Annotated in this window: 21 protein-coding genes; 6 read left to right on the top strand and 15 right to left on the bottom strand. The window is 50.5% G+C overall.

The window, feature by feature from the left end; translation table 11 throughout:
• Positions 1 to 8: 8 nt before the first annotated feature.
• From atzF to QEH52_RS16065, 9 genes are all read right to left on the bottom strand, one after another.
• Positions 9 to 1,736: an allophanate hydrolase gene (gene atzF / locus QEH52_RS16105; protein WP_308951824.1), complete on the bottom strand. Its 1,728-nt coding sequence runs from the start codon at positions 1,734 to 1,736 to the stop codon at positions 9 to 11.
• 98 nt (positions 1,737 to 1,834) lie between these two features.
• Positions 1,835 to 5,437 carry an urea carboxylase gene (uca, locus tag QEH52_RS16100; protein WP_308951822.1) on the bottom strand — a complete coding sequence of 1,201 codons (3,603 nt, stop codon included), beginning with the start codon at positions 5,435 to 5,437 and terminating at the stop codon, positions 1,835 to 1,837.
• Between the two features lie 97 nt (positions 5,438 to 5,534).
• A complete protein-coding gene (locus QEH52_RS16095; protein WP_308951821.1) occupies positions 5,535 to 6,173 on the bottom strand; it encodes an urea amidolyase associated protein UAAP2 in 639 nt (212 codons plus the stop codon).
• Between the two features lie 73 nt (positions 6,174 to 6,246).
• Complete coding sequence (locus QEH52_RS16090; RefSeq protein ID WP_308951820.1) at positions 6,247 to 6,957, bottom strand: urea amidolyase associated protein UAAP1; 711 nt, start codon at positions 6,955 to 6,957, stop codon at positions 6,247 to 6,249.
• Between the two features lie 43 nt (positions 6,958 to 7,000).
• The gene (glnT, locus tag QEH52_RS16085; RefSeq protein WP_308951819.1) at positions 7,001 to 8,338 is read right to left on the bottom strand and encodes a type III glutamate--ammonia ligase; all 1,338 of its coding nucleotides are present in this window, start codon (positions 8,336 to 8,338) and stop codon (positions 7,001 to 7,003) included.
• 89 nt (positions 8,339 to 8,427) lie between these two features.
• Positions 8,428 to 9,216, bottom strand: coding sequence for a creatininase family protein (locus QEH52_RS16080; RefSeq protein WP_308951817.1), 789 nt, complete (start codon positions 9,214 to 9,216; stop codon positions 8,428 to 8,430).
• Positions 9,206 to 10,105: an ABC transporter ATP-binding protein gene (locus QEH52_RS16075; protein ID WP_308951816.1), complete on the bottom strand. Its 900-nt coding sequence runs from the start codon at positions 10,103 to 10,105 to the stop codon at positions 9,206 to 9,208. The genes QEH52_RS16080 and QEH52_RS16075 overlap by 11 nt, the downstream gene beginning before the upstream one ends.
• Positions 10,106 to 10,110: 5 nt before the next feature.
• Complete coding sequence (locus QEH52_RS16070; protein ID WP_308951815.1) at positions 10,111 to 11,496, bottom strand: ABC transporter permease; 1,386 nt, start codon at positions 11,494 to 11,496, stop codon at positions 10,111 to 10,113.
• A gap of 110 nt (positions 11,497 to 11,606) precedes the next feature.
• Positions 11,607 to 12,614 (bottom strand): ABC transporter substrate-binding protein, encoded by a 1,008-nt coding sequence (locus tag QEH52_RS16065; protein ID WP_308951814.1) that lies wholly within the window; start codon positions 12,612 to 12,614, stop codon positions 11,607 to 11,609.
• Between the two features lie 170 nt (positions 12,615 to 12,784).
• Here QEH52_RS16065 and QEH52_RS16060 point away from each other — a divergent pair, with 170 nt between their 5' ends.
• Positions 12,785 to 13,237, top strand: a complete 453-nt coding sequence (locus tag QEH52_RS16060) for a CopG family ribbon-helix-helix protein (RefSeq protein WP_308951813.1) — start codon at positions 12,785 to 12,787, stop codon at positions 13,235 to 13,237.
• A 5-nt stretch (positions 13,238 to 13,242) separates the two neighbouring features.
• Here the strand turns inward: QEH52_RS16060 and QEH52_RS16055 are convergent, their stop codons facing one another.
• Together QEH52_RS16055 and QEH52_RS16050 are read right to left on the bottom strand one after the other, a co-directional pair.
• Positions 13,243 to 14,955 carry a SulP family inorganic anion transporter gene (locus tag QEH52_RS16055; RefSeq protein WP_308951811.1) on the bottom strand — a complete coding sequence of 571 codons (1,713 nt, stop codon included), beginning with the start codon at positions 14,953 to 14,955 and terminating at the stop codon, positions 13,243 to 13,245.
• Positions 14,956 to 15,080: 125 nt separating this feature from the next.
• Positions 15,081 to 15,713: a hypothetical protein gene (locus QEH52_RS16050; RefSeq protein ID WP_308951810.1), complete on the bottom strand. Its 633-nt coding sequence runs from the start codon at positions 15,711 to 15,713 to the stop codon at positions 15,081 to 15,083.
• Positions 15,714 to 15,974: 261 nt separating this feature from the next.
• On the opposite strand from QEH52_RS16050, the gene gndA reads away from it, so the two are divergent.
• On the top strand, positions 15,975 to 17,480 hold the full coding sequence (gndA, locus tag QEH52_RS16045) for an NADP-dependent phosphogluconate dehydrogenase (RefSeq protein WP_308951809.1): 1,506 nt from the start codon (positions 15,975 to 15,977) through the stop codon (positions 17,478 to 17,480).
• Positions 17,481 to 17,610: 130 nt separating this feature from the next.
• Complete coding sequence (locus tag QEH52_RS16040) at positions 17,611 to 18,765, top strand: DUF3095 domain-containing protein (RefSeq protein ID WP_308951808.1); 1,155 nt, start codon at positions 17,611 to 17,613, stop codon at positions 18,763 to 18,765.
• Here QEH52_RS16040 and QEH52_RS16035 read toward each other — a convergent pair.
• The 4 genes from QEH52_RS16035 to QEH52_RS16020 all read right to left on the bottom strand — a co-directional run bounded on the left by QEH52_RS16035 (position 18,762) and on the right by QEH52_RS16020 (position 22,423).
• A complete protein-coding gene (locus QEH52_RS16035; protein ID WP_308951806.1) occupies positions 18,762 to 19,652 on the bottom strand; it encodes a hypothetical protein in 891 nt (296 codons plus the stop codon). The genes QEH52_RS16040 and QEH52_RS16035 overlap by 4 nt on opposite strands.
• Before the next feature lie 65 nt (positions 19,653 to 19,717).
• Complete coding sequence (gene dnaN, locus QEH52_RS16030; RefSeq protein ID WP_308951805.1) at positions 19,718 to 20,845, bottom strand: DNA polymerase III subunit beta; 1,128 nt, start codon at positions 20,843 to 20,845, stop codon at positions 19,718 to 19,720.
• Positions 20,846 to 21,088: 243 nt separating this feature from the next.
• Positions 21,089 to 21,997: a CDP-diacylglycerol--serine O-phosphatidyltransferase gene (gene pssA / locus QEH52_RS16025; protein ID WP_308951804.1), complete on the bottom strand. Its 909-nt coding sequence runs from the start codon at positions 21,995 to 21,997 to the stop codon at positions 21,089 to 21,091.
• Positions 21,998 to 22,015: 18 nt separating this feature from the next.
• Entirely contained in the window at positions 22,016 to 22,423 is a 408-nt protein-coding gene (locus QEH52_RS16020) for a type II toxin-antitoxin system RelE family toxin (RefSeq protein ID WP_308951803.1), read from the bottom strand.
• Between the two features lie 144 nt (positions 22,424 to 22,567).
• On the opposite strand from QEH52_RS16020, the gene QEH52_RS16015 reads away from it, so the two are divergent.
• From QEH52_RS16015 to hspQ, 3 genes are read left to right on the top strand one after another with little or no spacing between them, the layout of a single operon-like run.
• Positions 22,568 to 22,966, top strand: a complete 399-nt coding sequence (locus QEH52_RS16015) for an OsmC family protein (protein WP_308951801.1) — start codon at positions 22,568 to 22,570, stop codon at positions 22,964 to 22,966.
• A gap of 7 nt (positions 22,967 to 22,973) precedes the next feature.
• Positions 22,974 to 24,644: a 4-hydroxy-3-methylbut-2-enyl diphosphate reductase gene (gene ispH / locus QEH52_RS16010; protein ID WP_308951799.1), complete on the top strand. Its 1,671-nt coding sequence runs from the start codon at positions 22,974 to 22,976 to the stop codon at positions 24,642 to 24,644.
• 31 nt (positions 24,645 to 24,675) lie between these two features.
• Complete coding sequence (hspQ, locus tag QEH52_RS16005; RefSeq protein WP_308951797.1) at positions 24,676 to 25,038, top strand: heat shock protein HspQ; 363 nt, start codon at positions 24,676 to 24,678, stop codon at positions 25,036 to 25,038.
• The last annotated feature ends 193 nt before the right edge of the window (positions 25,039 to 25,231 follow it).

Raw genomic sequence — 25,231 nt, 5'->3', positions numbered from 1 at the left:
GAAACGCTCTAAGCCTGCGCCAAGAACCCGCGCCAACCGCCTGTGGCTGAAATGTCTTGAGCGGATTGGGCTGCGGCCGCTTCACATAAGAAGCCATGCACCTTACGACCATCGCTGAGTTCAATTTGCCCCAGTCCGAGTGGTTGCTGAATGCTGGCTAGCAAAGCGCCCAACGATGCCTTCGGTAAGCGCCACTCTTCAGCGGCGATGGAAGATCCGCCTTCACCGACTCGTATGATACCAGGACGATGCGGGGCGGGCTCGGGCAAATAAATCATTTTATACTGAGCGGCCGTATCGACCTGAGCCACGAATTTTCCACCTAACTCCAAAATTTGTGCATTCAAGGGTAAGCCCTGCATGTGTGCGCCGAAGAGGAGAATGGACAGTGTGTCATTATCAGCCTCTAGTGCACGCGGACCTTTATCGGCAATCTCGATCAAGGCCTTGTCTGTGTCGCGCGGTGCGATCCATGTGATGCCAAAGGGCAGGCCGCTTTCTGTTTCGCCAGCGGGGGTGGCTACGGCGCAGAGGTCCAGCAGATTCATGAAATTGGTGTAGTAACCGAGCTGCGAATTTGGTCCGATCGGGTCGGCTGCTAAGTCCGCTAATGTGGGAAAACCGCCTGCGGTGGGCGTGACGATTGCGGCCAGCCCCTGCCAGACGGATTCACTTTCGCGCCGCAGTGCTGCCAGTTTGTAGCTGGCCGAAAAGGCGTCGCAGGCAGTGTTGTTTAAGCCGCCGCCGATAATTGTGCGAGTGGCCGGAAAGAAGTCATCGGCATTGGATGCGAGGAAATCTTGTAGCACAGCAGTGCGCTCAGAGACCCAGGGGCCTTCATACAATAAACGGGCGGCCTGCAGGAAGGGCTCAAAATCGATGGTTTCAATTTCCCAGCCTTTCGATTCGAGCTCCAGTAGGGCTAGGCTCCATGCGGCTTCATAACCCGCATCGCCGAAGAACATTAATTGCTCGGGCTTCGGCACGCCGATCTTTTTGGATACGGGCAGGGATTGGTCTGCTGTGGGCAATGAGTAGGCATCGCTGCTATCAAAGCCTTCGGCTACTTTTAGTACGGCTTGTGAGTCTGCTGCATTCAGCGCAAAGATCGAAACGCAATCCAGGGTCCGGCAGGCGGGCACGACGCCACTGGTGCTGAGCCGTCCCTTGCTGGGCTTGACACCCCAGAGTTTATTGAAGGCGGCGGGCACACGTCCGGAACCCGCGGTGTCTGTGCCGAGCGAGAAGCTGACTAAGCTCTCCGATAGCGCCACTGCCGAGCCCGAACTGGAGCCTCCGGGCACGCGATCTGGCGCGAGTGGATTGCGTGGCACGCCGTATGGGCTGCGCACACCGACTAAACCCGTCGCGAATTGATCCAAGTTGGTTTTACCGATTGGGATCGCACCTGCTTGTATGAGTTTTTCCACTACAGGTGATGACTTCTCTGGGGTGTAGGCGTAGGCCGCGCAGGCTGCCGTCGTGGGCACGCCGGCTAAGTCGATATTGTCCTTAATTGCAAACGGAATGCCATAGAGCGGCAGACTCGCGGGGTCTGCGGATTCCAAGCGTACGAGATACGGATCCAGCTCCTCAGGGCTGAGGCGATGAATCCATATGTTCGGATTGTCGATTGCATTGGCCTGATTTTGCAAAGCTTCACACAGCTCACGCGGTTTGAGTTCTTTCGAGAGATAGAGCTTATGCAGGTTCTGTATGTCTAAGGAAATATTCATGGTAAAAATCGTAGGGGCTTCACTTGTGAAGACCGCCGTGCCAAGGAGCCGATCAGATGCGGTCTTCATAAATGAAGCCCCTACGTTATAATTGTAGATTAGTCATTAGGCGTGATACCAAAGAGTGATTGCCCTGGCTGAACGGCTTGGCCTTCTTTACAGAGAATAGCACATAAAGTGCCAGCAATCGGGGCTTCGAGTTTGATTTCCATCTTCATGGATTCCAGGACCGCGATGGTATCACCGACAGCGACTGTCGCTCCTTCCTCTAAGAGTATCTTCCAGACACTTCCGGCCACAGGACTTTCCACTGGCTCTGCACCTGCGGGCAAGCCAGCGGTATCGTCTTCTGCTTGCATGACTTCTTCTTCTACGAAGGAATCCAGTCCGGCAGCTTTCCAGCGGGCGCGCTCGTCTTCAAATGCGGCTTGTTGCTTGGTTTTGAATTCGCGAATACTGTCATCGTTGTCAGCTAGGTAGGCCTGATAATCTGCGAGGCTGAATTCGCCTTCTTCTATCTTTGGCTCGAAACGGCCGTGCGGAAAGTCTTTCCGCATTTGATTCAGCTCATCCTCGCTGACAGGATAGTAACGGATTTGATCAAAGAAGCGCAGCAACCAAGGTTTGCCTGCTTCGAAAGAAGCAGTGCTGCGGTAGCGATTCCACATCTGCACTGTGCGGCCAACAAACTGATACCCGCCGGGGCCTTCCATGCCGTAGATGCACATGTAAGCGCCCCCGATCCCGACGGCATTTTCCGGAGTCCATGTGCGGGCGGGATTGTATTTAGTCGTGACTAAGCGATGGCGTGGGTCCAGTGGCGTCGCAACGGGTGCGCCGAGGTAGACGTCGCCGAGTCCCAGCACTACGTAGCGAGCGTTGAAGACTACATTGTAGACGTCTCCTCTTGTATCCAATCCATTGATACGACGAATGAATTCGATATTATCCGGGCACCATGGTGCGTCGGGGCGCACGGACTGCATATAGATGTCGATCGCCTTTTTGGTGGAAGGTGAATCCCAGGAGAGTGGCAGATGCACCACTCGCGAGGGCACTGTCACATTTTCCAGTGGTGGTAACTTTGCATTGACCAAAGCAATCCACGCGGCCACCGATTCTGCGCTGACCTTGGCAGGATCAAAATGCACCTGCAAGGAGCGGATGCCAGGAGTGATGTCTTGCACCGCCTCAAAGGTCTCTTTATTCAAGGCCTCGTAGAGCACGTGAATGTGGAAGCGTAATTTGAAATCGAGTGCCATCGGGCCCACTTCCGCGAGGATGTAAGCATCGCCGGCCTGGCGGATGACTATGCGATCGGCACCTTCGCCCTCGTCGTGTAAAATCGCCTCTTGCGGGGCAGGGATGCGCGGGGAATCCGGCACGGAGAAGTCAGTCTCCAGCGTCAGGATGCTTTCCTCGTGCACGCTGCGCAAGTGCTCCGCTTCTTCACGAGTGACGCAGCGGAAGCGCACCTTGTCGCCTGGTTTAAGCTGTCCCATTTTCCAGCGCTCGGATTGGATGATTGTAGCGGGGCACACAAAGCCACCCAGGCTGGGTCCATCGGGCCCTAAGATCACGGGCATGTCGCCGGTAAAGTCGATCGCGCCGATAGCGTAAGCATTGTCGTGAATATTGGAAGGGTGCAGTCCCGCTTCGCCACCGTCGGTGCGCGCCCACTCTGGCTTGGGGCCAATCAATCGCACACCTGTGCGCGCGGAGTTGTAGTGCACTTCCCATTCATTTTCAAAGAAGGTTTCAATATCCTTTGGCGTGAAGAACTCGGGGGCCCCATGGGGGCCATACAAGACGGCGATGTCCCAAACATTGGAGAGACGAGGGATCGCGGCTTCGTCAGTGAAAGTTGTGATCGATGCATCTTCAGGCTCTGCTCCGATATAGAGAACATCGCCCAGTCGTAGAGCACGGCCACCATGACCACCAAATTGGCCAAGTGTAAATGTCGAGCGACTACCCAAATACTTCGGCACATCGATCCCTCCTAGAATGCTAAGATAACTGCGCACGCCGGCACCGGTTGTCTTGCCGATATCCAAGATGGAGCCGGCTGGCACTTCAAAAGGCTTATAGAAATCGACGGCTTCGCCATCCAGCTGCGTCTCCATCGCTGCACCTGTGAGCACAACTGTGCAGGTAGTGTTAAATTGGATACGTGGCCCATTGGCAGTGATCTCAAGGCCCGCGGCATCAAAATCATTGCCCAGCATGCGATTCCCCAAGCGAAAAGCCAAACTATCCATCGGCCCCGAAGGTGGCACGCCGACTTCCCAATAGCCCACCCGACCGGGGAAATCTTGCACTGTGGTCATGGTGCCGGAGCGTAGGATTTCAAAACTGCGTGGTTGATACACATGCGAGGCCAGAGTCTTTGTCACGACTTCGCCCTTGATAAAGACCTCTGCATCCACCACCGAGCGCAGGTAGTTTAAGTTAGTTTCTATGCCGTCCAGGCGTGTTTGATCGAGCGCGTCCTTAATCGCAGCCACTGCTTGGGGACGGTCTTCCGCATACACCTGTAGCTTTGCCAACAGGGGATCGTAATATGGGCTGACCTCCGTGCCCGAAGCGAGCCAGTGATCGCAGCGCACATCCTCGGGGAAGACCACTTGGGTGAGCAATCCACTCGAAGGTTGAAAGTCTTTGTTCGGGTCTTCGGCATAGAGACGGGTCTGAATGGCGTGGCCCTGCTGTGGCACAATGTTCGACTCCTCGGAAAGGCTCATATCACCCGCAGCGAGTTGCACCATCCAACTAACCAAATCGACGCCCGTGACCAGCTCGGTGACACCGTGCTCTACTTGTAGCCGCGTATTGACCTCGAGGAAGTAGTATTGGTGGCTATCATTGTCGTAGATAAATTCCACCGTGCCCGCAGAGCGATAGCTGGCTGCTTTTGCTAGTTGCAAGGCAGCCTGCTGCAAGCCATCGATCACCGATTCCGGCACATTGGCTGGTGGTGTTTCTTCAATCACTTTTTGATTGCGACGCTGGGTCGAGCAATCGCGCACGCCCAGTGAGACCACGTGGCCGTGTCCGTCGCCAAAGATTTGCACTTCCAGGTGACGCGCATGCACCACGAATTTCTCAAGAAAGATGCCACCTTGCCCGAAGTGACTTTGGCTCAAACGCTCCACTCGATCGTAGGCTTCGACCAGTTCCGATTCGTCCGCGCAAATCTGCATGCCGATCCCACCACCACCGGCGGTGCTCTTTAACATGACGGGGTAGCCAATCTCCAGCGCGAGTGGTTTGGCTTCTTCCAAGCTCTTCAGCAAAGGGCTGCCCGGCAAGAGCGGCACGGCGTTCTCTTGTGCCAAGCGGCGAGCCTCATGCTTGAGTCCAAAAGCCAACATGCTCGCTGCAGTGGGCCCAATAAAGGCCAGCCCTGCGGCTTCGCAGGCGGCAGCGAAGTCTGCATTTTCACTCAGTAGACCATAGCCAGGGTGAATCGCCTCGGCCCCGCTTTGTTTCGCGATCTCCAGAATCTTATCCGCTTGTAGATAGCTTTCGCTTACGGCTGGCGGGCCGATGCGATAACTCTCCGTGGCCATGGATACGTGTGGCGCATCACAATCCGCGTCGGAGTAGATCGCGACGGAAGCCACTTTGAGCTCGTTGAGTGTGCGAATGATACGGCAAGCGATTTCGCCGCGGTTGGCTATCAGGACTTTTTGGAACATTTTTCTGTAGGGGCTTCACTTGTGACGCCCGCAGTGTTGTTGGTTCGGTTCAGGTTCTCGGCGGGCGTCACAAGTGGCGCCCCTGCGAATACAATTTTTACTGATCCCAGATGATCACTTCGACGGGGGTCGGGTTGTATCCGTTACATGGGTTATTCAGCTGTGGGCAGTTCGAGATCAGGCACATCACATCGCGCTCGGCCTTCATTTCGACGTATCGCCCTGGAGCGGAAATGCCGTCTTCGAATGTGAGCTTTCCTTCAGGTGTGACGGGCACATTCATGAAGAAGTTAATATTACAAGTGATGTCACGCTTCCCTAGATCGGGGCCCCAATGTTGGATGCCGCAGATAAAGCTATCGCGGCAGGCGTGCATGTGCTCTTTGTCGTGCGCGTAGCGCATCGTGTTACTCTCGCGCGAGCAGGCGCCGCCGACTGTGTCGTGACGTCCGCAGGTGTCGGCGGTAATCGTTAATAGCTCATCGCCCTGACTCGAGATGAGCTTCGTGCCGGTGGTTAAATACAGTGCCGCTTGACGTTGAATGGTATCGGAGGCGCTATAGCGATTTTCCGGATCCTTGGCATCGTAGAATAAGGTGTCGGCCGCTTGATTGCCCTCCATGTCGAGGATGCGCAGCGTCTGACCTTTTTTGATTTCGTGCAACCAGTATTCGCCGGCGGGAATCACCTCGCGGTAGCTAGCTTTTTCAGGATTGAGTGTACTTTCTGTGAGCATGGCTTTATATCGTAGTGACAAGCTTCCAGCTTGTCGGTTTGCTTAAGAGGCAAGCTAGCAGCTCGCCACTACATTAGAATCGAAGTTTATGATAGGTTTCAGTGTTTTCAAAAGCGCGGAGATTTTCCGGGCGGGATTGAAAACATGCATCGTCTGCGGTGGGCGCTTCAGATTTAAACACCTCTAACTGCACATCGCCTGGGTCGTATTCAGGATTTGGATCGAGGGGGTGCTGACAAGTGTTGAGCACCACCAGTGTATCCATTTCGAAGCGCAGGTCGATGTAGCTACCTAGCTTGGATGCACCCGGCACGTAGCTCAGTTTGCCAGCTTCGTCCGATACGACTTTGGAAAACCAATTAAGGTTTGGCACCAAGTCGCGTTTGCCCATGTCCCACTTAGCCAGTTCAATTAGAAAGGCACGCTGCGCATCACGATAGCAATCATTATGCGCTTCTTGATAAGGCTTGCTGCCATACTTCTTGGCCACCAGTGCGGCATCCGAACAGCCGCAAACTGTATCATGCCACCCAGCAGTGTCTGCAGTGATGGAGCAAAAGAGACGGCCCATGTCAGAGTGCACACAAAAGGGCGCGGTCAGATAGAAGATATGCTGCCCCTTCAATGTATCCGGCATGTTATACCGCTCTTCTTTTTCCAGTGCATTATACAGCAACATGCCAACATTGGCTTTGCCATCAATATCCGTGAGTCGGAGTGTTTTACCACGACCGATCACTTTGGACCACATCGTGCCACCGTGGAGTTTTTCTGAGTGTATCATAATGAATTAAGAATTAGGAATTAAGAGAGAAGAATTCTTTTAACTAAAACCGACGCGCGTAATGATCGACTTCCCAGTCTGTGACGCGTTGGTGATATTGACGCCATTCTTCACTCTTATAGCGAATGAATTCGTCGCGTAATGTGCTGCCGAGTACTTCTTCGACGAAGGGATCGGAGGCAAAGGCATGCACCGCCTCGTCGAGCGAGCGTGGCAGTTCGCTGATCCCGCGTTCAGCCAGCTGCTCTGGGGTGAATTCATAGAGGTTTTCCTCCTGAGCCTCGCCAGGATTTAATTTCTCTTGGATCCCTTGTAAGCCTGCAGCCAGCATCAAAGTGGCGGCGAGGTATGGATTACAAGACGCATCAGCATTGCGCGATTCGATGCGTCCGCCGCCCATCGGCACGCGCAGCGAATTGGTGCGATTGTTACTGCCGTATGAATTGAATACGGGAGCCCATGAATAGTAAGACATCAGGCCCTTGCGCACCAGACGCTTGTAGCTGTTGACCGTCGGTGCAAATGCCGCGCACAGCGCCGGACCGTGCTTGAGGATGCCCGCGCTGAATTGATAACCGAGCTCTGATAAGCCCAGCCCGCGCGGATCGTTGGCATCCTTAAACAGGTTTTCGCCTGTTTTAGAATCGGCCAGCGATAGATTAAAGTGAGCCCCACTACCGGTCTTATCTGCGAAAGGCTTTGGCATGAAGGTGGCCAAGAGACCTTCTTCGGCGGCATACTGCTTCGCCATCATGCGGAAGAAGATGTAGCGGTCACACATAGTGAGCGCATCGGCGTATTTGAAATCGAATTCGAACTGCGAAGTCGCGTCCTCCTGATCGAGTGAGTAAAGATCCCATCCGAGGTCATTGATGGTGGTGGACACTTTGTCCAGCCAGGTGAAACGATCCATGAAGCGTTTCACGTCGTAGCAAACCTTGTCCAAATGATCGTTTTGGTCGGGGATTTCGATGCCGCCATTCTCCGTTTCTTTGACCACGTAGACTTCGCACTCGATGCCCAGATTTACGGTGAAGCCCATTGCTTCAGCCTGCGCCAGCACCTTCTTCAGTGCGACGCGGGTGTTGACCTCGTAGGGCTCGCCCTTGAAAGTGTTGTCTGCTGGCATCCATGCCACTTCCGGTTGCCATGGCAATTGGATGATGTGATTGGTGTCCGGTAAGGAGGCAATCTCGTCGTCATTTGGGCGCTGGCCTAAGCCGTCGAGGGCATAGCCGGTATAGAGCTCCGATCCTTCTGCAAAATGCTCGAAATGATCGATGGGTACGAACTTCCCCTTCGGCACGCCATGAATGTCTACATAGGCACCGACACAGTATTTAACCCCTTGGGACTTTAATTTGTTTTTGAGCTCTTCCATCTGATTTGTATTTTTGTTTAGTTGTTATTACGAATTAGTCAAAAAGTATTACTGAATGATGCAAAAAATATGCCACATGCTGTTATTGATTAAGAATAAAAGCCATCAGGTGCGCTGCCCCATTCTGATTCAGCTAAGGGCGCTTGTTCGAGTTTGGCTTGCTCTAGCTTGGCGGCGATTGCGACGCACATTTTCTCAAAGAGCATTTGTCCATCTGCCGCCGTGCCTCGAGAGGGATAGCCGGTGCCACCGGTCAAACTGGTTTGCGATACCGGGTAGCTGAAAATCAAGTCCTCGGTGCGATCTGGATCATCGGCGCTTTCAAGCGCATCGAGATCGACGGTATCGGGTGCGAGGTGTAGCATCAAATCACATTCGCCCTTGTTGGCGTGCAGATCCTTGGCATCTTGGGTAAAGTGCGCCTCGATTTCGGGTGTGATAAAGAAGGTGTTGAGAAAACCAATCTGCAGGCGGCCCATCAGTTCAATGCGCACCTGGTCGACAGCCACCCGCAAGGGCGCGTCATTGCCGGCATGGGCATTGACGATGTAGAGTTTTTTCCAACCTGTCGCTTCCGCCCATTTTGCATATTGCACCAGTGTTTGGATAAAGCTAAGCGGCGTTTGTGAAAACGTGCCTGGCCACTTATCCGTGTGCGCCGCCGACGAAGTATAAGGGATGACCGGAGCCATCGCGACTTGTGCACGTTGACAGGCGTCGCGACACAGCGCATCGGCGATGACGGTATCGGTATTGATCGGCAGGGCCGGCCCATGCTGTTCGGTCGCTCCAAGCGGCAAGACCAGTAGCGGACACTCCGCTTGCAAAGCTTGCACCTTGGGCCAGGTCAGCGATTCGATGCAGTATCTATTCAACATTGTCATTTACACTCGTCATACGAACGATGGGTAGATCTTGCGTGCTGGTATGCTCTTTCGGGTGAATGAGCTCTTCCAGGCGTTGCTTGGTCGCGAGAAACTCCGGACTCAGCATTTGTTCCGGCGTGCGCGGACGTGGCACCGGCACTTCGATGAACTCCTGTATTTCACCAGGGTTGGCTTTCAAAACAAGAATGCGATCGGAGAGATAAATCGCCTCATCCAAATCATGTGTCACAAACATGATTGTGACATCTACGTTGTGCCAGATTTGCAAAAGGTGCGACTGCATCTGTGAACGCGTGTGCGGATCCAAAGCCCCGAAAGGCTCATCCATAAACAAGATCTGTGGCTGATTTGCCAGCGCCCGCGCAATGGCCACCCGCTGCTTCATGCCGCCCGAAAGTTGGCTCGGATAAGATTCTGCGGCATGCCCGAGCCCGACCAATTCGATCCATTGCATCGCTTCTTGTTCCACTGCAGTGCCAGAATGTCCATTGACTTCCAACCCAAACATTACGTTCTTTTTAACAGTCAACCAAGGAAACAAAGTGTAGCCCTGAAAGACCATACCGCGATCTGCACCGGGGCCGGAAGCTTCTTTGCCATCCAATAAGAACTGTCCACCGGATACAGTTTCCAAGCCAGCCAGCATACGGATCAAAGTGGACTTGCCACAGCCCGACGGACCAATCACCGAGATAAACTCGCGACGATGGACATTGAAACTGATCGGACTCAATACATCGATTTGCCCCTTGGCAGTATTAAAGCTCTTACTGACATCCTTCACTTCGAGCTTGATGGGACGCTGATAAATATCCGCAAAACGAGCGCGAACAGAATCGCTCTGCTCTTTATAACTGGGTAGTTCTATAATATCACTCATCGTCTTTAAGCCTTTCCATTCTTAGGTGTGTCATAAACTTTGCGATCCAGCATCCAGAGCACAAAGCGACCGATAAAGCCGTGTTTCTTTTCGGATGATTCGGGAGTCCACGGGAAAAAATATTTGCGCAAGGATGCGAGAATTTGATCGGTCACGAATCCAGTTACACCAATCATAATAATGATAGGGAAGACACTGTCAAAGTTACGCCAGCGACCCTGAGTTTCGATAAACTCCGTCAGACCACTCTTCACACCGATCAATTCTGCGATCACCAGCCAAGTCCATGACCAGCCAAGTAGAATCCGCATATCGTTATAAAGATTTGGCGTGATACCAGGAATGATAACACGGCGAATCATGGTAAAAGTTTTCGCACCCAAGGTTTGAGCCGCTTCAATCAAAGAGGCATCCAGTTGGCGCGTGGTATTTGAGACCACCAATACCATTTGAAAAAAGGTGCCTAAAAAAACCAATGAGATCTTAGGCGCATCGTGGGCAAGGAAGACCGCCACTAATAATGTGCTAAAGGCGGGAGCCGGCATATAGCGGAAGAAATCAATAAATGGCTCAAAGAGTTTCGAAAAGAAATCAAAGGTGCCGCAAAGGATTCCAATAGGAACCCCCACCAAGGCCGACAGCATAAATCCAAAAAAGACAATGCGCAGAGAGTGCTTATAGCGCTGCCACATGCTAGGCTTATCGGGATCCGTTTCTTGAGTGAAGTCATGATAGCCCTGGATGACCACCTCATGCGGCGCGGGCAGATAGACTGGATTTGCCGGACGTCCTTGTGGCACCAATTTTTCCAATGGCGTTTCCGGCAATGATTTCGAAACAAAGGTCGGGCTCTTGGCACTCAGTAGCTCCCAATTTCGTTTAATCAGCGCAATGTTCTGATCGCTCAACTTGACCTTGCTCCCGATTAGCGTGCCTTCGGCCACGCCTTGCCAGACCTGATACAGTTGACTGTCGTCCTCAGCTTCTTCGCGCGTCAGCCAGCCATTAGCAATCGCCACGGGCGCCATGTGTCGCAGGATTTTCAAATTTGCACGCCGCGCACGAAAGCCTGAAGTCGTCGACTCACCACTGGCACGTGCTGCCAGGATTTCACTATTCTCTGCTTCGACAGCTTCGACAAATCCTGGGAAATATTCCTTGGACAGATGATTACCGGCAGTAAAGACCGTCGTCACATTTTCCCGGTCCGCTGAAATCTCGAGCTTGATATCCGGATGCCAGATAAATGGCGTATAACTCACGATACTCCAAAGTAAGATCGGAAGGATAAAAGATGCAGCAATCAGTAGTGAACGGCGTTTGGCGCTGAGTTCTTTGCGCACGGCAAACCATGGAGTGGTGGGTGCCTTAAACTGGGAACTATTCTTCATTCAGTAATTTTGGTTGAGCGTAGTGCCTGATGGAAACCAATTAGGTAGAAAAAAGGCGGGCCGGGATCTCGGCCCGCCTTTAGAAAAAGTTGGCAAAGAGCCAGTCCGCCTTACTTCACCGACTCAGCATACTCCAGAGTCAGGCTTGGGTCTAGGTATTGGACAGTGTTGAGCGGCTCATCGTAAACGCCCTGTTCGACATTGAAATCATCTGCAATCTTAGTCGATCCGTAGACCGAACCCAGGCCCTCGGCTTCTTTCCAGATAGGAAGCACTTCCTCCAGGGATAGGATGTATGTGCCCTCAAGAAATGGCTCATACTCTTCCGGAGAGATGGCGACACGCTTCGAAAGAATTTCGAGCGCTTCATCAATGTTCTCTTCGTCCTTAATAAAGTCGGCGATACGATACCAAACCTTCACGACCTTCGACCAGTCATCGCGACGCGCTTCCAAGCTTTCAGGATCAACGGATAGCAAATCATAAATGATACCAGGCGCATCCGCCGAAGTCAGCACCGGCTTCGAACCGGGAACCGTCTTGAGCGCTTGTCCAGAATTTGGCTGCCATGCGCCGATCGCATCGACGGCACCCGAAGCCAGCACTTGTGGTGTCTCATTGGTCGGTGTATTAACGATGGTAAATTCCGAAGGATCGATACCCGCCATCTCAGCACCCTTTAGCAATAGCAGGTGAATCACAAAGCCCTCTTCCAGGCCGATCTTTTTACCTTTCAAGTCTGCCAAAGTTTCGATTCCAGGAGCAGCCACCACCATATCGTTACCATTCGAGTAATCGCTGATAAGAATCGCAACTGAAGGTTTACCTGTGCCACCGGTGACCAGCGCATCCCCATTGGTCATCGTAACAGCATCCACCTGGCCAGCAACATAGGCATCCATCGATGCCACGTAGTCCATCCACAGGAATTCCACGTCGACACCTTCTTCTTCAAACCAGCCCTTATCGATACCGATTTGCCATGCCACCCATCCTGGCCAGTCACTGTAGCCGATTTTAAGAGGTTCCTTGGCTGAAAGCATGTTTGCACTGATCAGTGCAAGTGCGCAGAGTCCTGTCCGTGTGGCTTTTCCAGCCCAATTTTTTAGTTTCAACATAATCCTAGTGTTTTTGATGGTGAGTGTCAGTGAGAAGAACATACCGTCAACAGAAGCTGCCAACGATCCACTGCAGTCTTGCACGAAGCATGCCAATACACATAAGTGTTAAAAATAGTAATATTATTATTGCAAAAAGTATTACGATTTGAATTTTAAATATAAATCGTATGAAGACTGTACAAAAAACGAACAAAACATTAGCTCAGCGCATAAGTATCTCACTGCCAGCGAAATTGGCGACTGCGCTGGACGACATGGTGGACTCTCGTGGCTTTCAAAACCGTTCGCAAGCCATTGCTGAGATGATTGAGGAGAGCCTCATCCAACATAAACAAGAAGACAACTCGGCCATCATGGCCGGAACGATCACTCTTATTTATGACACGGGAAAGACGGGACTGCTACAGCAGCTAGCACAGATCCAACGTCAGTACGTGCAAGAGTGCATCAGTAGCCAACATGTATTACTAGAGGGCCAGTACATAATGGAAGTGGTATTAGCCCAGGGCCCGGTGCAGAACCTGCGTGAACTGACAAATCAAATGCTGGCTTGCAAAGGCGTCAGTTCCGGCGGCCTTACCTTGACCAACAAACTGATCCCGCAAGTCCATGCCCGCTGAAATTGCTATTTGCTCTCGGCGATCAACTGCTGCGCACGATTAAGCGCTTCGTCATAGTGGCCGCAGAAATTATCGATTCCCAGCGTTTTCAGCGAATCCGATTTACGTAGAAGTTCCAAGGGCTGCCGATGGATTCCGCTCACAACGATCGACGTTCCTCTCTCCCGCATGCGTTCGACTAAATTGACTAAGGCATAGAGCGCAGTGGTATCCATTGCAGTCACTAAGTGCATGCGCAAGATGATCACTTTAGGATAATCGGACAATTCCTCCAGCGCGTCTTGCATCTTATCGGCAGCGCCAAATAGGAAGGGGCCAAAAATACGATACACCAGCACGCCCTCGGGAATCGCTTTACCTTGCGCAACGTGCTCGGGCGATTCCAAGACATCATTGTGCGTCACACGGCTGACCTCCGTAGTCTCTGAAACGCGACGAATAAACAGCAAGGCTGCCAAGACCATACCGATCTCAATCGCTACCACCAAATCAAAGATCACCGTTAGCGCAAAAGTCGTCAATAGAACCAAAGCATCCCCCGTTTGCATGCGCTTGATTTCCTTTAAAGCCCGCCACTCCCCCATATGCAAGGCCACCATCACCAGCACTGCAGCCATGGTTGGCATCGGGATATATCGCGCAAAAGAGGAAAAGAGCAGTACAATAGCCAACAATGAAAGCGCATGCACAACTCCAGCCAAAGGAGTACGGCCGCCATTACGAATATTAGCCGAAGTGCGTGCAATCGCGCCGGTCGCAGGCAAGCCTCCGAAGAAGGGACAAATCAAATTCGCGATACCTTGGCCGATCAGCTCCGAGTTACTATCATGCCGCTGATTGGTCAGACCATCGGCCACCACCGCCGAGAGTAAAGACTCGATCGAACACAAAATCGCGATCGCCGTGGCTGGCATAATCAACTCCCGTATCATTTCCACCGAAACTACAGGCATCATAAAACTGGGCAAATGCGCCGGAATTGCCGAATCCCCGAATCGCGAGCCCACAGTGGCGATCTGAACGCCCTCCAGCTGATTCAAGCCCCACACCGCCAAGGTGCCGAGCAACATGGCCACAATCGAACCCGGAAGGCGTTTCCAACCTATACGCGGCCAAAAGAATATAACCGCACAGGAAAGTAGTGCGACCAGAACAGTCATTATATCTAAAGTTCCCAAATGGTGACACAGCCATTCTACTTTTTCAAAAAACTCGCCCGAGATCGCAGTCTCTCCATGAATACCGCTAAAATCAACCACCTGAGTGACCATAATCGCCACCGCAATACCAGTGGTAAAGCCCGAGGTGACGGGCCAGGGAATGTATTTGATCAAAGTGCCCAGCCGCGCAAAGCCCATTAAAATCAATATGATGCCAGCCATCATCGTCGCCAACAACAGGCCGACATAGCCATGCGCTTGCACAATGAGTAGCACAATCGGGATAAAGGCCGCGGTCGGCCCGCCGATCTGCACCCGACTACCTCCGAATACGGAAATTAAAAAACCAGCGATAATCGCCGTATAAATCCCCAATGCCGGCGCGGAGTAAGGAGTGTCCGCCCCGACTGGAATACTCGCAATGCCCAGGGCAAGTGCCAGCGGTAGAGCAATTAAACCGACCGTGAGCCCCGCGGCGGCCTCGCGTCCGATGTCGGCGCCACTAGGACGATTGCACAATAATTCAAGGAAACGTGGTTTGTAAGCGTGTGGCTTCATGAGCTGTCAGAACGGTCCAACAGAGACCGCAAAGTACAAGCCTCAGCACTTTCTCACGATTTAGGCAAAGTAAATTTAAAGTTCAGCCCAAAAACGAGCATCCTTACTAGCACCCACGATAAACTCTAATTGGACGCTGACTGTGTTGCTTCAGCGCGCGCTTTGATACGCTTCTCTGCCTCTAAAATGATCGCTTCACAGCCTTTGAACTTATGCTCATCCAAGCATAGCCGGCGGGATTTCCCCCCATCATCGTAAATGGCATAAGCGATCCCCTTATTCTTCCACTTCTTACGGTCCATGCCTGTAATGGAGTCCAACTCGACACGTTCACCAGAAGCACCGATCACTAGCTCTCCCTCTGCACGCACCTTACGGGTATGATTCCATGCTATCCATGCACCAAATAACAGAGAGCCGCACATCATCACCCAGCCAATAACGCGCTGTTCATGAATATCTGCATCAGTGCGCTCCTTTGGCACATTACTGCGATAACCTGCCTCGCGGGCATGGCGTTGCCAAGCGAGCTTTACTGAAGAACTTTCTTCATCTACCGCGTCTCCTGACTCAATCAAAGCATCCTTGATTTCTGCATACTCTCCAAAGCGCTGCGCCTCGTTCGGCCACATGATATAGCCATCCGATAAAAACCAGGCAGCCATACCGAAGATCATAAAAAACATAAATAGCATACGACGACGCCATTCTTTAGAGATACCTGCCACTACTTCCATGGCGCCTACGTTTGAAGGCATTTTTCTGAATGACAATTCAAATAGTCAATTTACGCATGACTGTAACGCTTCAATCAGCACACATCAATGGACCTCAAACTGCGCATTTATGCAAAAAGTCTCGGGATTATATAATTTTCATTCATAGTATAACGCGCTATTTTGGTTCGTTTTAATCAAATGTATCCCAGATATGACGATAATTCATGCCTCTTTCCCAGTCTGCCCTTGCGTAGACTTTGGAGCTGGATTTCCTCATTCAACTTTTAATCCATACAAATTATGTCTGAAGCAACCTCCGATATTGGCCTGATTGGCCTCGCAGTAATGGGCCAAAATCTGGCTCTTAACATCGCCGACCATGGCTTTAAGATTTCCGTCTATAACCGGACGACTTCCAAAATGGAAGAATTCGTCGCGGCTAACCCCGACACTCCGGGTGGCCTAGTCGGTCAAGCCGAGCTCAAAGACTTTGTCGCCTCGCTCAAACGTCCTCGTAAAATCATCATTCTGGTGCAAGCAGGTTGGGCGACAGACAAGGTGATCGAAGGCTTAATTCCCCTTCTTGAAGAAGGCGATATCATCATCGACGGTGGCAACGCCAAGTGGGACGACACCATCCGGCGCGAAAAAGAGCTTACAGAAAAAGGGCTTCGTTTCATCGGTTCCGGAGTATCCGGCGGAGAAGAAGGTGCTCGCTTTGGTCCGTCGCTGATGCCAGGCGGCACTCCAGAAGCATGGGAATTTTTAGAGCCCATTTGGAAAGCGATCGCAGCCAAAGTAGACCCAGAAACTGGTAAACCACTCGAAGGCGCCGAAGCTGGCAAGCCTGTCGAAGGTGGTTTCAGTTGCACCGCCTATATCGGTCCAGACGGTGCCGGCCACTACGTTAAGATGGTCCACAACGGCATCGAATACGGTGACATGCAGATGATCTGCGAGGCTTATGACCTCATGCAAAATGTGTTGGGTCTCTCTCCGGCAGAGATGGGCGACATCTTCACTGAGTGGAACAAGGGCGACCTCGACTCCTTCCTGATCGAAATCACAGCCGACATTCTGAAGCAAACCGATCCCGTAACTGGCAAACCATTCGTCGACATCGTGCTCGATACAGCGGGTCAAAAGGGCACTGGTAAATGGACCTCTGTCAATGCGCTCGACATGGGCACACCTGCACCCACCGTAGCCGAAGCCGTCTTTGCTCGCTGCCTATCAGCCGTTAAAGACGAACGTGTTGCTGCTGAAAAGATCCTCAAAGGCCCTGAGGCCGAAGCCTTCACTGGCGACAAGGCTGAAATGGTCGAAGCCATCCGCGAGGCTCTTTACGCCTCCAAGATCTGCTCCTATGCACAAGGCTTCCAATTGATGGCTTACGCTCAAGAGGAATATGGCTGGAAGCTTAATTTCGGTGAGATTGCACAAATCTTCCGCGGTGGTTGCATCATTCGTGCGGCCTTCCTGCAAAAGATCACAGAAGCCTATGAGCGTGATCCGAACCTCGCCAACCTTCTGCTGGACCCATACTTCAGCGAAGCCATCCACACCGCCCAAAAGAGCTGGCGTAAAGTCGTGGCTCTAGCCGCCACACACGGTGTATCCATCCCAACCTTCAGCTCCGCGCTGTCTTACTTCGATGGCTACCGTAGCTCGCGCCTACCACAAAACCTTCTGCAAGCTCAACGTGACTACTTCGGTGCCCACACTTACGAGCGCACCGATGAGCCTCGTGGCAAGTTCTACCACATCGACTGGCCCAAGGCAGATCGCCCACAATTGGAAATGTAATTGCTCGCAACGAGCGGTCACAGAAATAGAAGCTAAGCGCTTTCAACTTTCAAAGCCCCCTCTTTAGGGGGCTTTTTTGTGCCTATAAAAGATTCGCTGTAATCAGAGAGGTACCACTACGATGCTAAAAATGTCCGAAGATTCTTTCTATGCTGAGCTGCCGGCATTCGATAAATTTAGCGATTTTACGAATGAGGCTTACTACGCACCACTCCCCTCAGATTGGTGCATAGTCGTCTCTGATATTGAAGGTTCCACCAAAGCCATTGAAGCTGGACGCTATAAAGACGTCAATCTAGTTGGTGCAGCCACTATTGCAGCCGCTCGAAATGCACTACACGGCCTCGATATCCCATTCGTCTTTGGTGGCGATGGGGCCTCGTTCGCATTTCACTCTAAACATACTACACGCATCCAGGAAGCAATGAGCGGTCTACAGCAAATTGCTGCTGAAAACTTTGGCTTCGTCCTGAGAATCGGGCTCGTTCCAGTCGCTGAAATATATGCCGCCAAGCGCAGAATTGAAGTCGGACGTTACGAACTAGTCACCGGTCGGTGTCTAGCAATTTTTCACGGTGGAGGTCTTTCACTTGCCGAGAAATGGATCAAGCAGGCAAACTCTAGGCATTTAATTGAAGTAAAAATAGGGAGTCGAACCAACATAGAAGGCTTATCTTGTCGTTGGAATTCAATTCCAAACATAAGAGGCACCATTGCATCCCTCATAGTTCAAAAAAATGAAACAACCACGAATGCAATCTACCAAGATATTTTAGATCAGATCGGGCAAATTTGCGGAGTCGATATTGATCAAATCAATCCCCTTAATATTCCCAAAATCAGCTATCAATCCATCCGTGAATGCTTCTTTCAAGAAAGTCGTCTTCATATTCCAAAGTGGTCCTATCGTCATTGTTACAGGATCTTTGAAATCATCGCCTGCGTATGTATATTCCGTTTTAAAATACCACCGATCTTTATCGATCCTAAACGTTACGTAAAGTCCATGCGCACGCATGCAGATTACCGAAAATTTGATGATACGCTACGCATGGTAATCGATATTAGTGCGCAGCAAAGTGAAGCGATTACTTGCTACCTGGATTCACTCTACAAAAAAGGACTCCTCTTTTACGGACTACATAATTCCAAAGATTCATTAATGACCTGCTACGTAGATGATATCCACGAAGGCAATCACATCCATTTCATAGACGGCGCAGATGGAGGCTATGCAATGGCCGCCAAACAATTAAAATCGCAAATCAAAGCTTCAAGCACCTAGGCCACTGATTTACCCAGGTAAGCTAACATCCACATTTCCTTCCAAAGCCTGTAGCGGCCTTCATAGGTAATCTTACCATCCTCTTCCTGGCGCGGACGTGGCACTAAAAACCCAGTCTCTACATTGAGCCGCTCAAGTATGCGTTGCTGATCATTTAACTCAACTAAAGCATCCTCTTCGACTGGAACGGGTTCAAAACCAGAAGCCAACAAACGTTTTCGATGTAAAAGTAGCAGGCGTTTTAAAGAACCAATTAATGGTTTGCGGCACATATTCCAACTCTCTGGATAATAGCCTCCATATGGAAGGAAAAGATTATCCGTAATCAAGCGCTCACCATCTTTTGACTGCGTGCTGATCGTATAGCAAGCAATCGCACCGCCTTTGCGCTTCGGTAAAAATAAGATTTGTATGCGTGTCAGCCCATCCGTGCTTTCATAAATTGATGCACGTAAAAAGGTGCCTTCAAACAGTTCTGCCTTCAGAGCTTTAAGCCGACTATACTTTTCAGTGCGCAACCAATCCTTGAGTTCAATAAAACGTGCATCTGCCGGCCATTCATCGCCGTCAACATTCTCATAAAACTCTGGAAATAGCGGTAATTCACTGCGACTGAGCGCTTTAATTGCGATCCAATTATACCCCGTCTCCAATACAAACCAAAGAGCCAGGCCTGTCACAAAATGCACCCAGTCTGGACGATAGGAGAGACCAAATACTTTCAGAAAATAGGCAAATAAAGCAGCGAAGAGGAACCACCGCGTCCAACGCCCTAACACGATAAAAGCAGGCATCGATAGGCGGTTACCAAGCATTGGTAACAAGACTGTCACGATCGCCACCATAAATAGTAGCCATTGATAGATTTCTGAAGATTCAGTAAACATAGTCTAAAACAAAGAAGGACGGCCTGAACGACCGTCCTTCATAAAATGTGTTATGGTCGCTTAAATTAGTTCAAGCGCAGTGGCATGATCACACAGATGAAGTTATCCAATGTCTTGAATAGACCCGGGCTGAGCTCATCCTTGAACTCGAAGAAGACCTCATCCTTAGTCAAAGCCTTAAGCGGCTCCATCAAAAATTGTGGATTGAACGCGACTTGCACCTCAGGGCCATCATAAGCGATCGCCATTGATTCGTGCGATTCACCATATTCAGTCGACGAGCCAGAGATTTCCAGCAGGTTCTTACTCACCTTAAGCTTTACAGAGTTACTCTTGTCCGATGTCACCAAAGCTGCACGGTGCACGCATTCAAGCATTAACTCACGCTCGATTTTGACTCGGTGCTCTGTTTCCTTAGGGATGACTTGACGATAATTCGGGTAGTTACCTTCTACAATCTTGGATACGAGATAGAGGTGGTCAATTAAACCGGAATCGCCCGCTTCATCGATCGCGATTTCAAAAGCTGCCTGACGATCGTTGAAAGCGACCTTCACAGCTTCTCCCTTGCCCATCAAACGCTCCAGTTCGCCCACTGTCTTGGCAGGCAAAATTAGGCTGCCCGCATTGTCTTCGCTGATTTCTAGTTCCAGCGCAGTCAAACCAAGACGGCGTCCATCCGTCGCCACCAGCGTCAATTTCTCATCCGCAAAGTTAAAGTATACACCGTTGAGGATGTAGCGATTCTCATCCGTGGATTGAGCGTAAGACACGCTCTTGAGCATGTTTACGATTTTGTCCTGCGAAAGCTCAAAGACTTTACGATTCTCAAAAGTAGGCAACGGCGGAAACTCCTCAGCGCTCAAGCCCATGATTTTGAAAAGTGAACCACCCGATGTAATCTTCGCCTGGTTGCTATCACTGGTTTCAACAAATACCTCGTTGACCGGAAGCTCACGCACGATGGTCGCCAATTTGCGAACTGGCAATGTCGTGCTGCCAGGTTCAGAAACCTCAGCCTTGATTCGGCAACGAATGCCAAGGTCAAGGTTGGTTGTAGTCAGCGAAATGTGACCCTCCTCGGCTTCGATCAGCACATTGCTGAGGATGGGCATGGTTGAACGAGTCGCTACAACATTGAGAACTTGTTGGAGGCCGTTGCTAAAATGATCCTGGTTGATCTTGAACTTCATGGTGGAGAATTTGGCGTTTTTTTGGACTTACTGGCAATGCTTATATAATAGTTCTTTTTATATATATAAATCTCTTAGTAACAGTAAGGGGGTGAATTAAGTAGAACAACTCATCAAGTGTATGCAGACAAGTCATTTACGAAGGGAAAATGATGTGAAAAGAACTGTGAATTAAAACTGAGCTCGGTGAACAGTGGGAATAACTTTTTTTGAATTCACACACTGTTCGCACTTATTCCCAACTTATTCACTGCCTGTTTTGGGGCTTAAATTGTCGTTTTTACGACTGCGGTAAATACGGAGCATGTGTCGGATTGGTCCGTATGCGATGTAAGTGAAGAATAGTAGGGCAAAGAAGAATTCTTTGAAAAAGAAGGCAGTGCCGAGTCCAAGGATTAGAGCGATGAATGAGCGAAACTTTGTCTGTGTTTGCCAGTCCACGTCCTTAAAGCTTGGATATTGTATGTTGCTGACCATCAGGTAAGCAATCGCTAGCATGAATGGAGGAATCAATAGGGCGAGTCCTCGTGAGTCATAGGTTGGTGTTTTGAGGCTCGTGATAACCAATACGATTGAGGCGATCATTCCAGCTGCCGCGGGCACTGGGAGTCCAAGAAAATCGTTGGTGCCTTTTAGGCGCTCGGCTTTTGGTAGCATCGGGTGTGTTAACACGTTGAAGCGTGCAAGGCGGACGGCCGCGCAAAGTAAGTATACGAAGCCGATTAACCAGCTGATTTGTAGGAAGATCGGGTACTTTTCCACAGTCGGAGTTAGGACCAGGAAAATCATCATCAAAGCTGGGGCGACGCCGAAAGATATGATATCTGCGATTGAATCGAATTCTTTACCAAATAGGGATTCGCGGCCTCCCAAGCGGGCCACGCGACCATCCAGCGCGTCGCAAATTACGCCAAATAAAATGAACCAAACGGCTTGCTTATAATTGTCCGATACGACGGCTGGATCGGTTGCGTAGTTAGCCTGGATGCAACGTAGGATCGCTAAGAAGCCAAAAAACAAATTACCTGCAGTTAAACTATTGGGCAGCAGGTAAATATGGCTCGCTTCACCGGAATCCGCATATTGGTGGCGGGATTGCTCGGTTTTCTCAGGGGCTTCGTTCAGTTCAGTCGGTTCAGTCGGTTCGGTCATAGAAAGGGGGGAGGCAGTTTAATCTTCGACCTCGTCCTTATGTCGGAGCGATTCGAGATATTTCCAAAAGGAATCCTCCTGTTCTAGCATAAACTCCTCAGTAAAGGGGAGTTTGAATCGGAAGATAAAATCGGTTAAAGTGTTCTTATGCAATATGTAGTGAGCAAATAGAGAGTCGCCATGTTGCTCAAAATAGATGCGAAATTCGCCGGCTCTGACACGATAATAAGTTTTCCCGTTACGATGGAAACAGCCTAATTCCTCATTGGGATTGTCCAGCTGCTCTTGTTTGAGCGTGCTCACTACTTCGACGAGTAGCATCTGTGAGCGCGTGTCGAGCTGATTGAGCTCTTGCATACTTTGTTCGCTGAAATTGACTTGAAACATGATGTCGTATCGGGAGTGGATCTCGTAGTAAACGGGCACTGTAGCTGAACTCGCTCTCTGTGCAACCGCAGAATGTATTACTAAGAGTCCTTATATCATGGTTGTTGGTAAGTCTTTAGCGATCTCTGTAGCATACGGATTGACCCGAACTCTAATTGTCTCAATCTCTCTTAAATGGTTCAAATGACAGTTAAATACGAGGGTGCACTACGCTGCAAAGTCAGCCATGAGCCTTCCGGTCAATCTTTCAACACCGACGCTCCGATCGATAATAACGGCAAAGGCGAAGCTGCCTCGCCTACCGATCTGTGTGCTGCGGCGCTCGGCTCTTGTATGGCTACGATTATTGGCATGCAAATGGAGAAACTTGGGTTCGATCTCACAGGTATGCGTATTGAGGTCAATAAAGAGATGTCGAATTACAAGCCCCGGCGCATTATTAAGCTAAGCACAGAGATTTGGTTGCCAGGGAAGTTCGATGATATAACAAAGCGCAAAATTATTAACGCGGCTAAAGGCTGCCCAGTGCACCACAGTTTGAGTTCCGAGATTGATAAGCCAGTCTTGATTCACTGGCAGTAATTTTTTGATGATGGATCCGATCCGACTACTCTTTAATTCAAGTAATCACCTTTTGGTAACTAGCTCAGATGATGGATCTTATACGCTCGCGCAGGTAGAGCCAGAAGGGCGCAACTGGCACGTCTTGTCCGAGCTGCAATCAGCTAAAGGAAGGCAATCGATCCTATGTGCACTGGTTTCCGAAGAATGTGATGTCACCGGTGAGTGGCATACGATTGACCGGTTGAAAGACCTGACTCTATCTGGTGACTTGAGACAGGTGCTACAGGCGATCGACGAGCAGCTTTATCGTATTCCTTATCTAGGAATGGGGGAGAATGAGTATATCTATCGCTTTCGTACTACCAAAGAGCGTAATCGTTCAGTCTATATCGATGGGCAATCGGAAGCTCTCTATCAAAGCGCCTTGTGCCTCGCGATAAAGGAAGCCCGTCGCACCAAAGAAAAATCTTCAGGTGAACCCGCGGTGCTCGATTTCGGTGCTGTTAGTTACGTAATTCCTAGCCATTTTGGCTTTTGCTTGGGCGTTCAGAACGCAATTGAGCGAGCTTATGAAACGGTAGCTCAGCATCCGAACCGGCGAGTGTTCATGCTCAGCGAGTTGATCCACAATCCTTTTGTAAACGAAGATCTACTTGCTCGCGGCTTGCGGTATTTACAGACTGATAAGGGGCTTCCGTTGAGGGCAGACGGCTCCATTGCTACGAGCGCAGACGATCCCACAACACTATGGAATCAACTCACCGAGGAGGATATCGTCATTATCCCCGCCTTCGGAGCCACCAACGAAGATAAGGCTCGATTGATTCGGCGTGGCCTTTCTATACGGGAAAATGATGCCACCTGTATGCTTGTTGAGAAAGTATGGAAAGCTGCTAGGCGCTATGCTCAAGAGGGATATACCGTACTCATTCACGGTAAATCCGAACACGAAGAAACTAAAGCAACCTTTTCAAATAGCTCCAGTCATGGCCCTGCGTTAATGCTGCGAAATATGGAGCATGCCCGCCGCTTGGCTGAAGTCATTCAGGCAGAAACATCCGAGAAAAAGGCTCTTTTCGAGGCTTCATTTGCAGGTCTCTATTCCAAAGGATTTGATCCACTAAAAGATCTTGAGCGAATTGCAGTGGTGAACCAAACCACACTCCTGCGCAATGAAACGCTCACAATTATTGAATATTTGAGAGACGTTATAGCCTGCAAATATGGCGAATCCGAAGTGGCGGAGCACCTTTGGTCTAAAGGGAAGGGGGATACCCTTTGCTACGCCACTCAAGTGAATCAAGATGCACTGCATAAAGCAGTCGAACAATCGATAGACGCGGCTCTAGTTGTTGGTGGAAAAAATAGCTCAAATACCTATCAACTCTATCGCGTTTGCTCGGAGCGCTTTGGAGAGGCCGCACATTATATTCAGTCTGAAGATAACCTTCGCTCCTTAGACTCGGTCCGGCACTATATTTTTCCGTATAATCTAACAGCCGCCCCTGCTACAGTTGAAGAAGATCGGCCACTTTTTAAGCAAGTAGTCGATAAGCCGCGCATTTTGCTCACGGGGGGAGCTTCCTGCCCGGACGGGATCATACAGCAAGTCATCCACCGAATTAATAGCTTTTTCCCGTCTGACCAGATACGTCCGGTGCAAGAAATCCTAGCAGCATTTAGGTCCGATACTTGAAGATTCGCCCAAGCTGGTTAAGCTAGGGACTGTGTTAATAGGACTGACAGATATAGATGGAGGCGCTGCACCAGGAATCTATTTTGAGCTCGGCGTCGTCGTAATTCACCAACTTTATGGCTATCGAGGTGTAATCGTCGCCGTGGATCCACGCTGCATGGCAGGCGAGACTTGGTATCAGTGTAATAAGACGCAACCTCCTCGTGAGCAGCCATGGTACCATGTATTAGTGCACGATAGCGGAGGACTAAGCACCTACGTCGCACAGTCTAACTTAAGCGAAGATACGAGTGGCCAACCAATTAACCACCCCCGGATCGATTCTTACTTTGTCGATTTTAAAGAGGGACGTTATCAGCTTAAAAAGAAATCTTCCAGTAAGAGTGGTCTCTGAATCGACTACTATAAGCTCATCAGGAGTAAACTGAACCACGCAAATTCTTTAAAACCGTCAAAGAAGCATTTGCTTCGGCAGGAATATTCTGAGGTTTATAGCGATGTTTGCGCCCTGTGCTACGTTTCCAGTGCTCCGCATGCGACTGCACAAACTCGCGCGAGCCCAGCACAGCACCTTCCGTAAAGTAGCG

Source organism: Thalassobacterium maritimum (genome assembly GCF_031127805.1).
In the GTDB taxonomy this organism is placed as follows: Bacteria; Verrucomicrobiota; Verrucomicrobiia; order Opitutales; family Coraliomargaritaceae; genus Thalassobacterium; species Thalassobacterium maritimum.
Note: the sequence above shows the minus strand (reverse complement) of the source record. Positions and strands in the feature narration are given on the sequence as shown.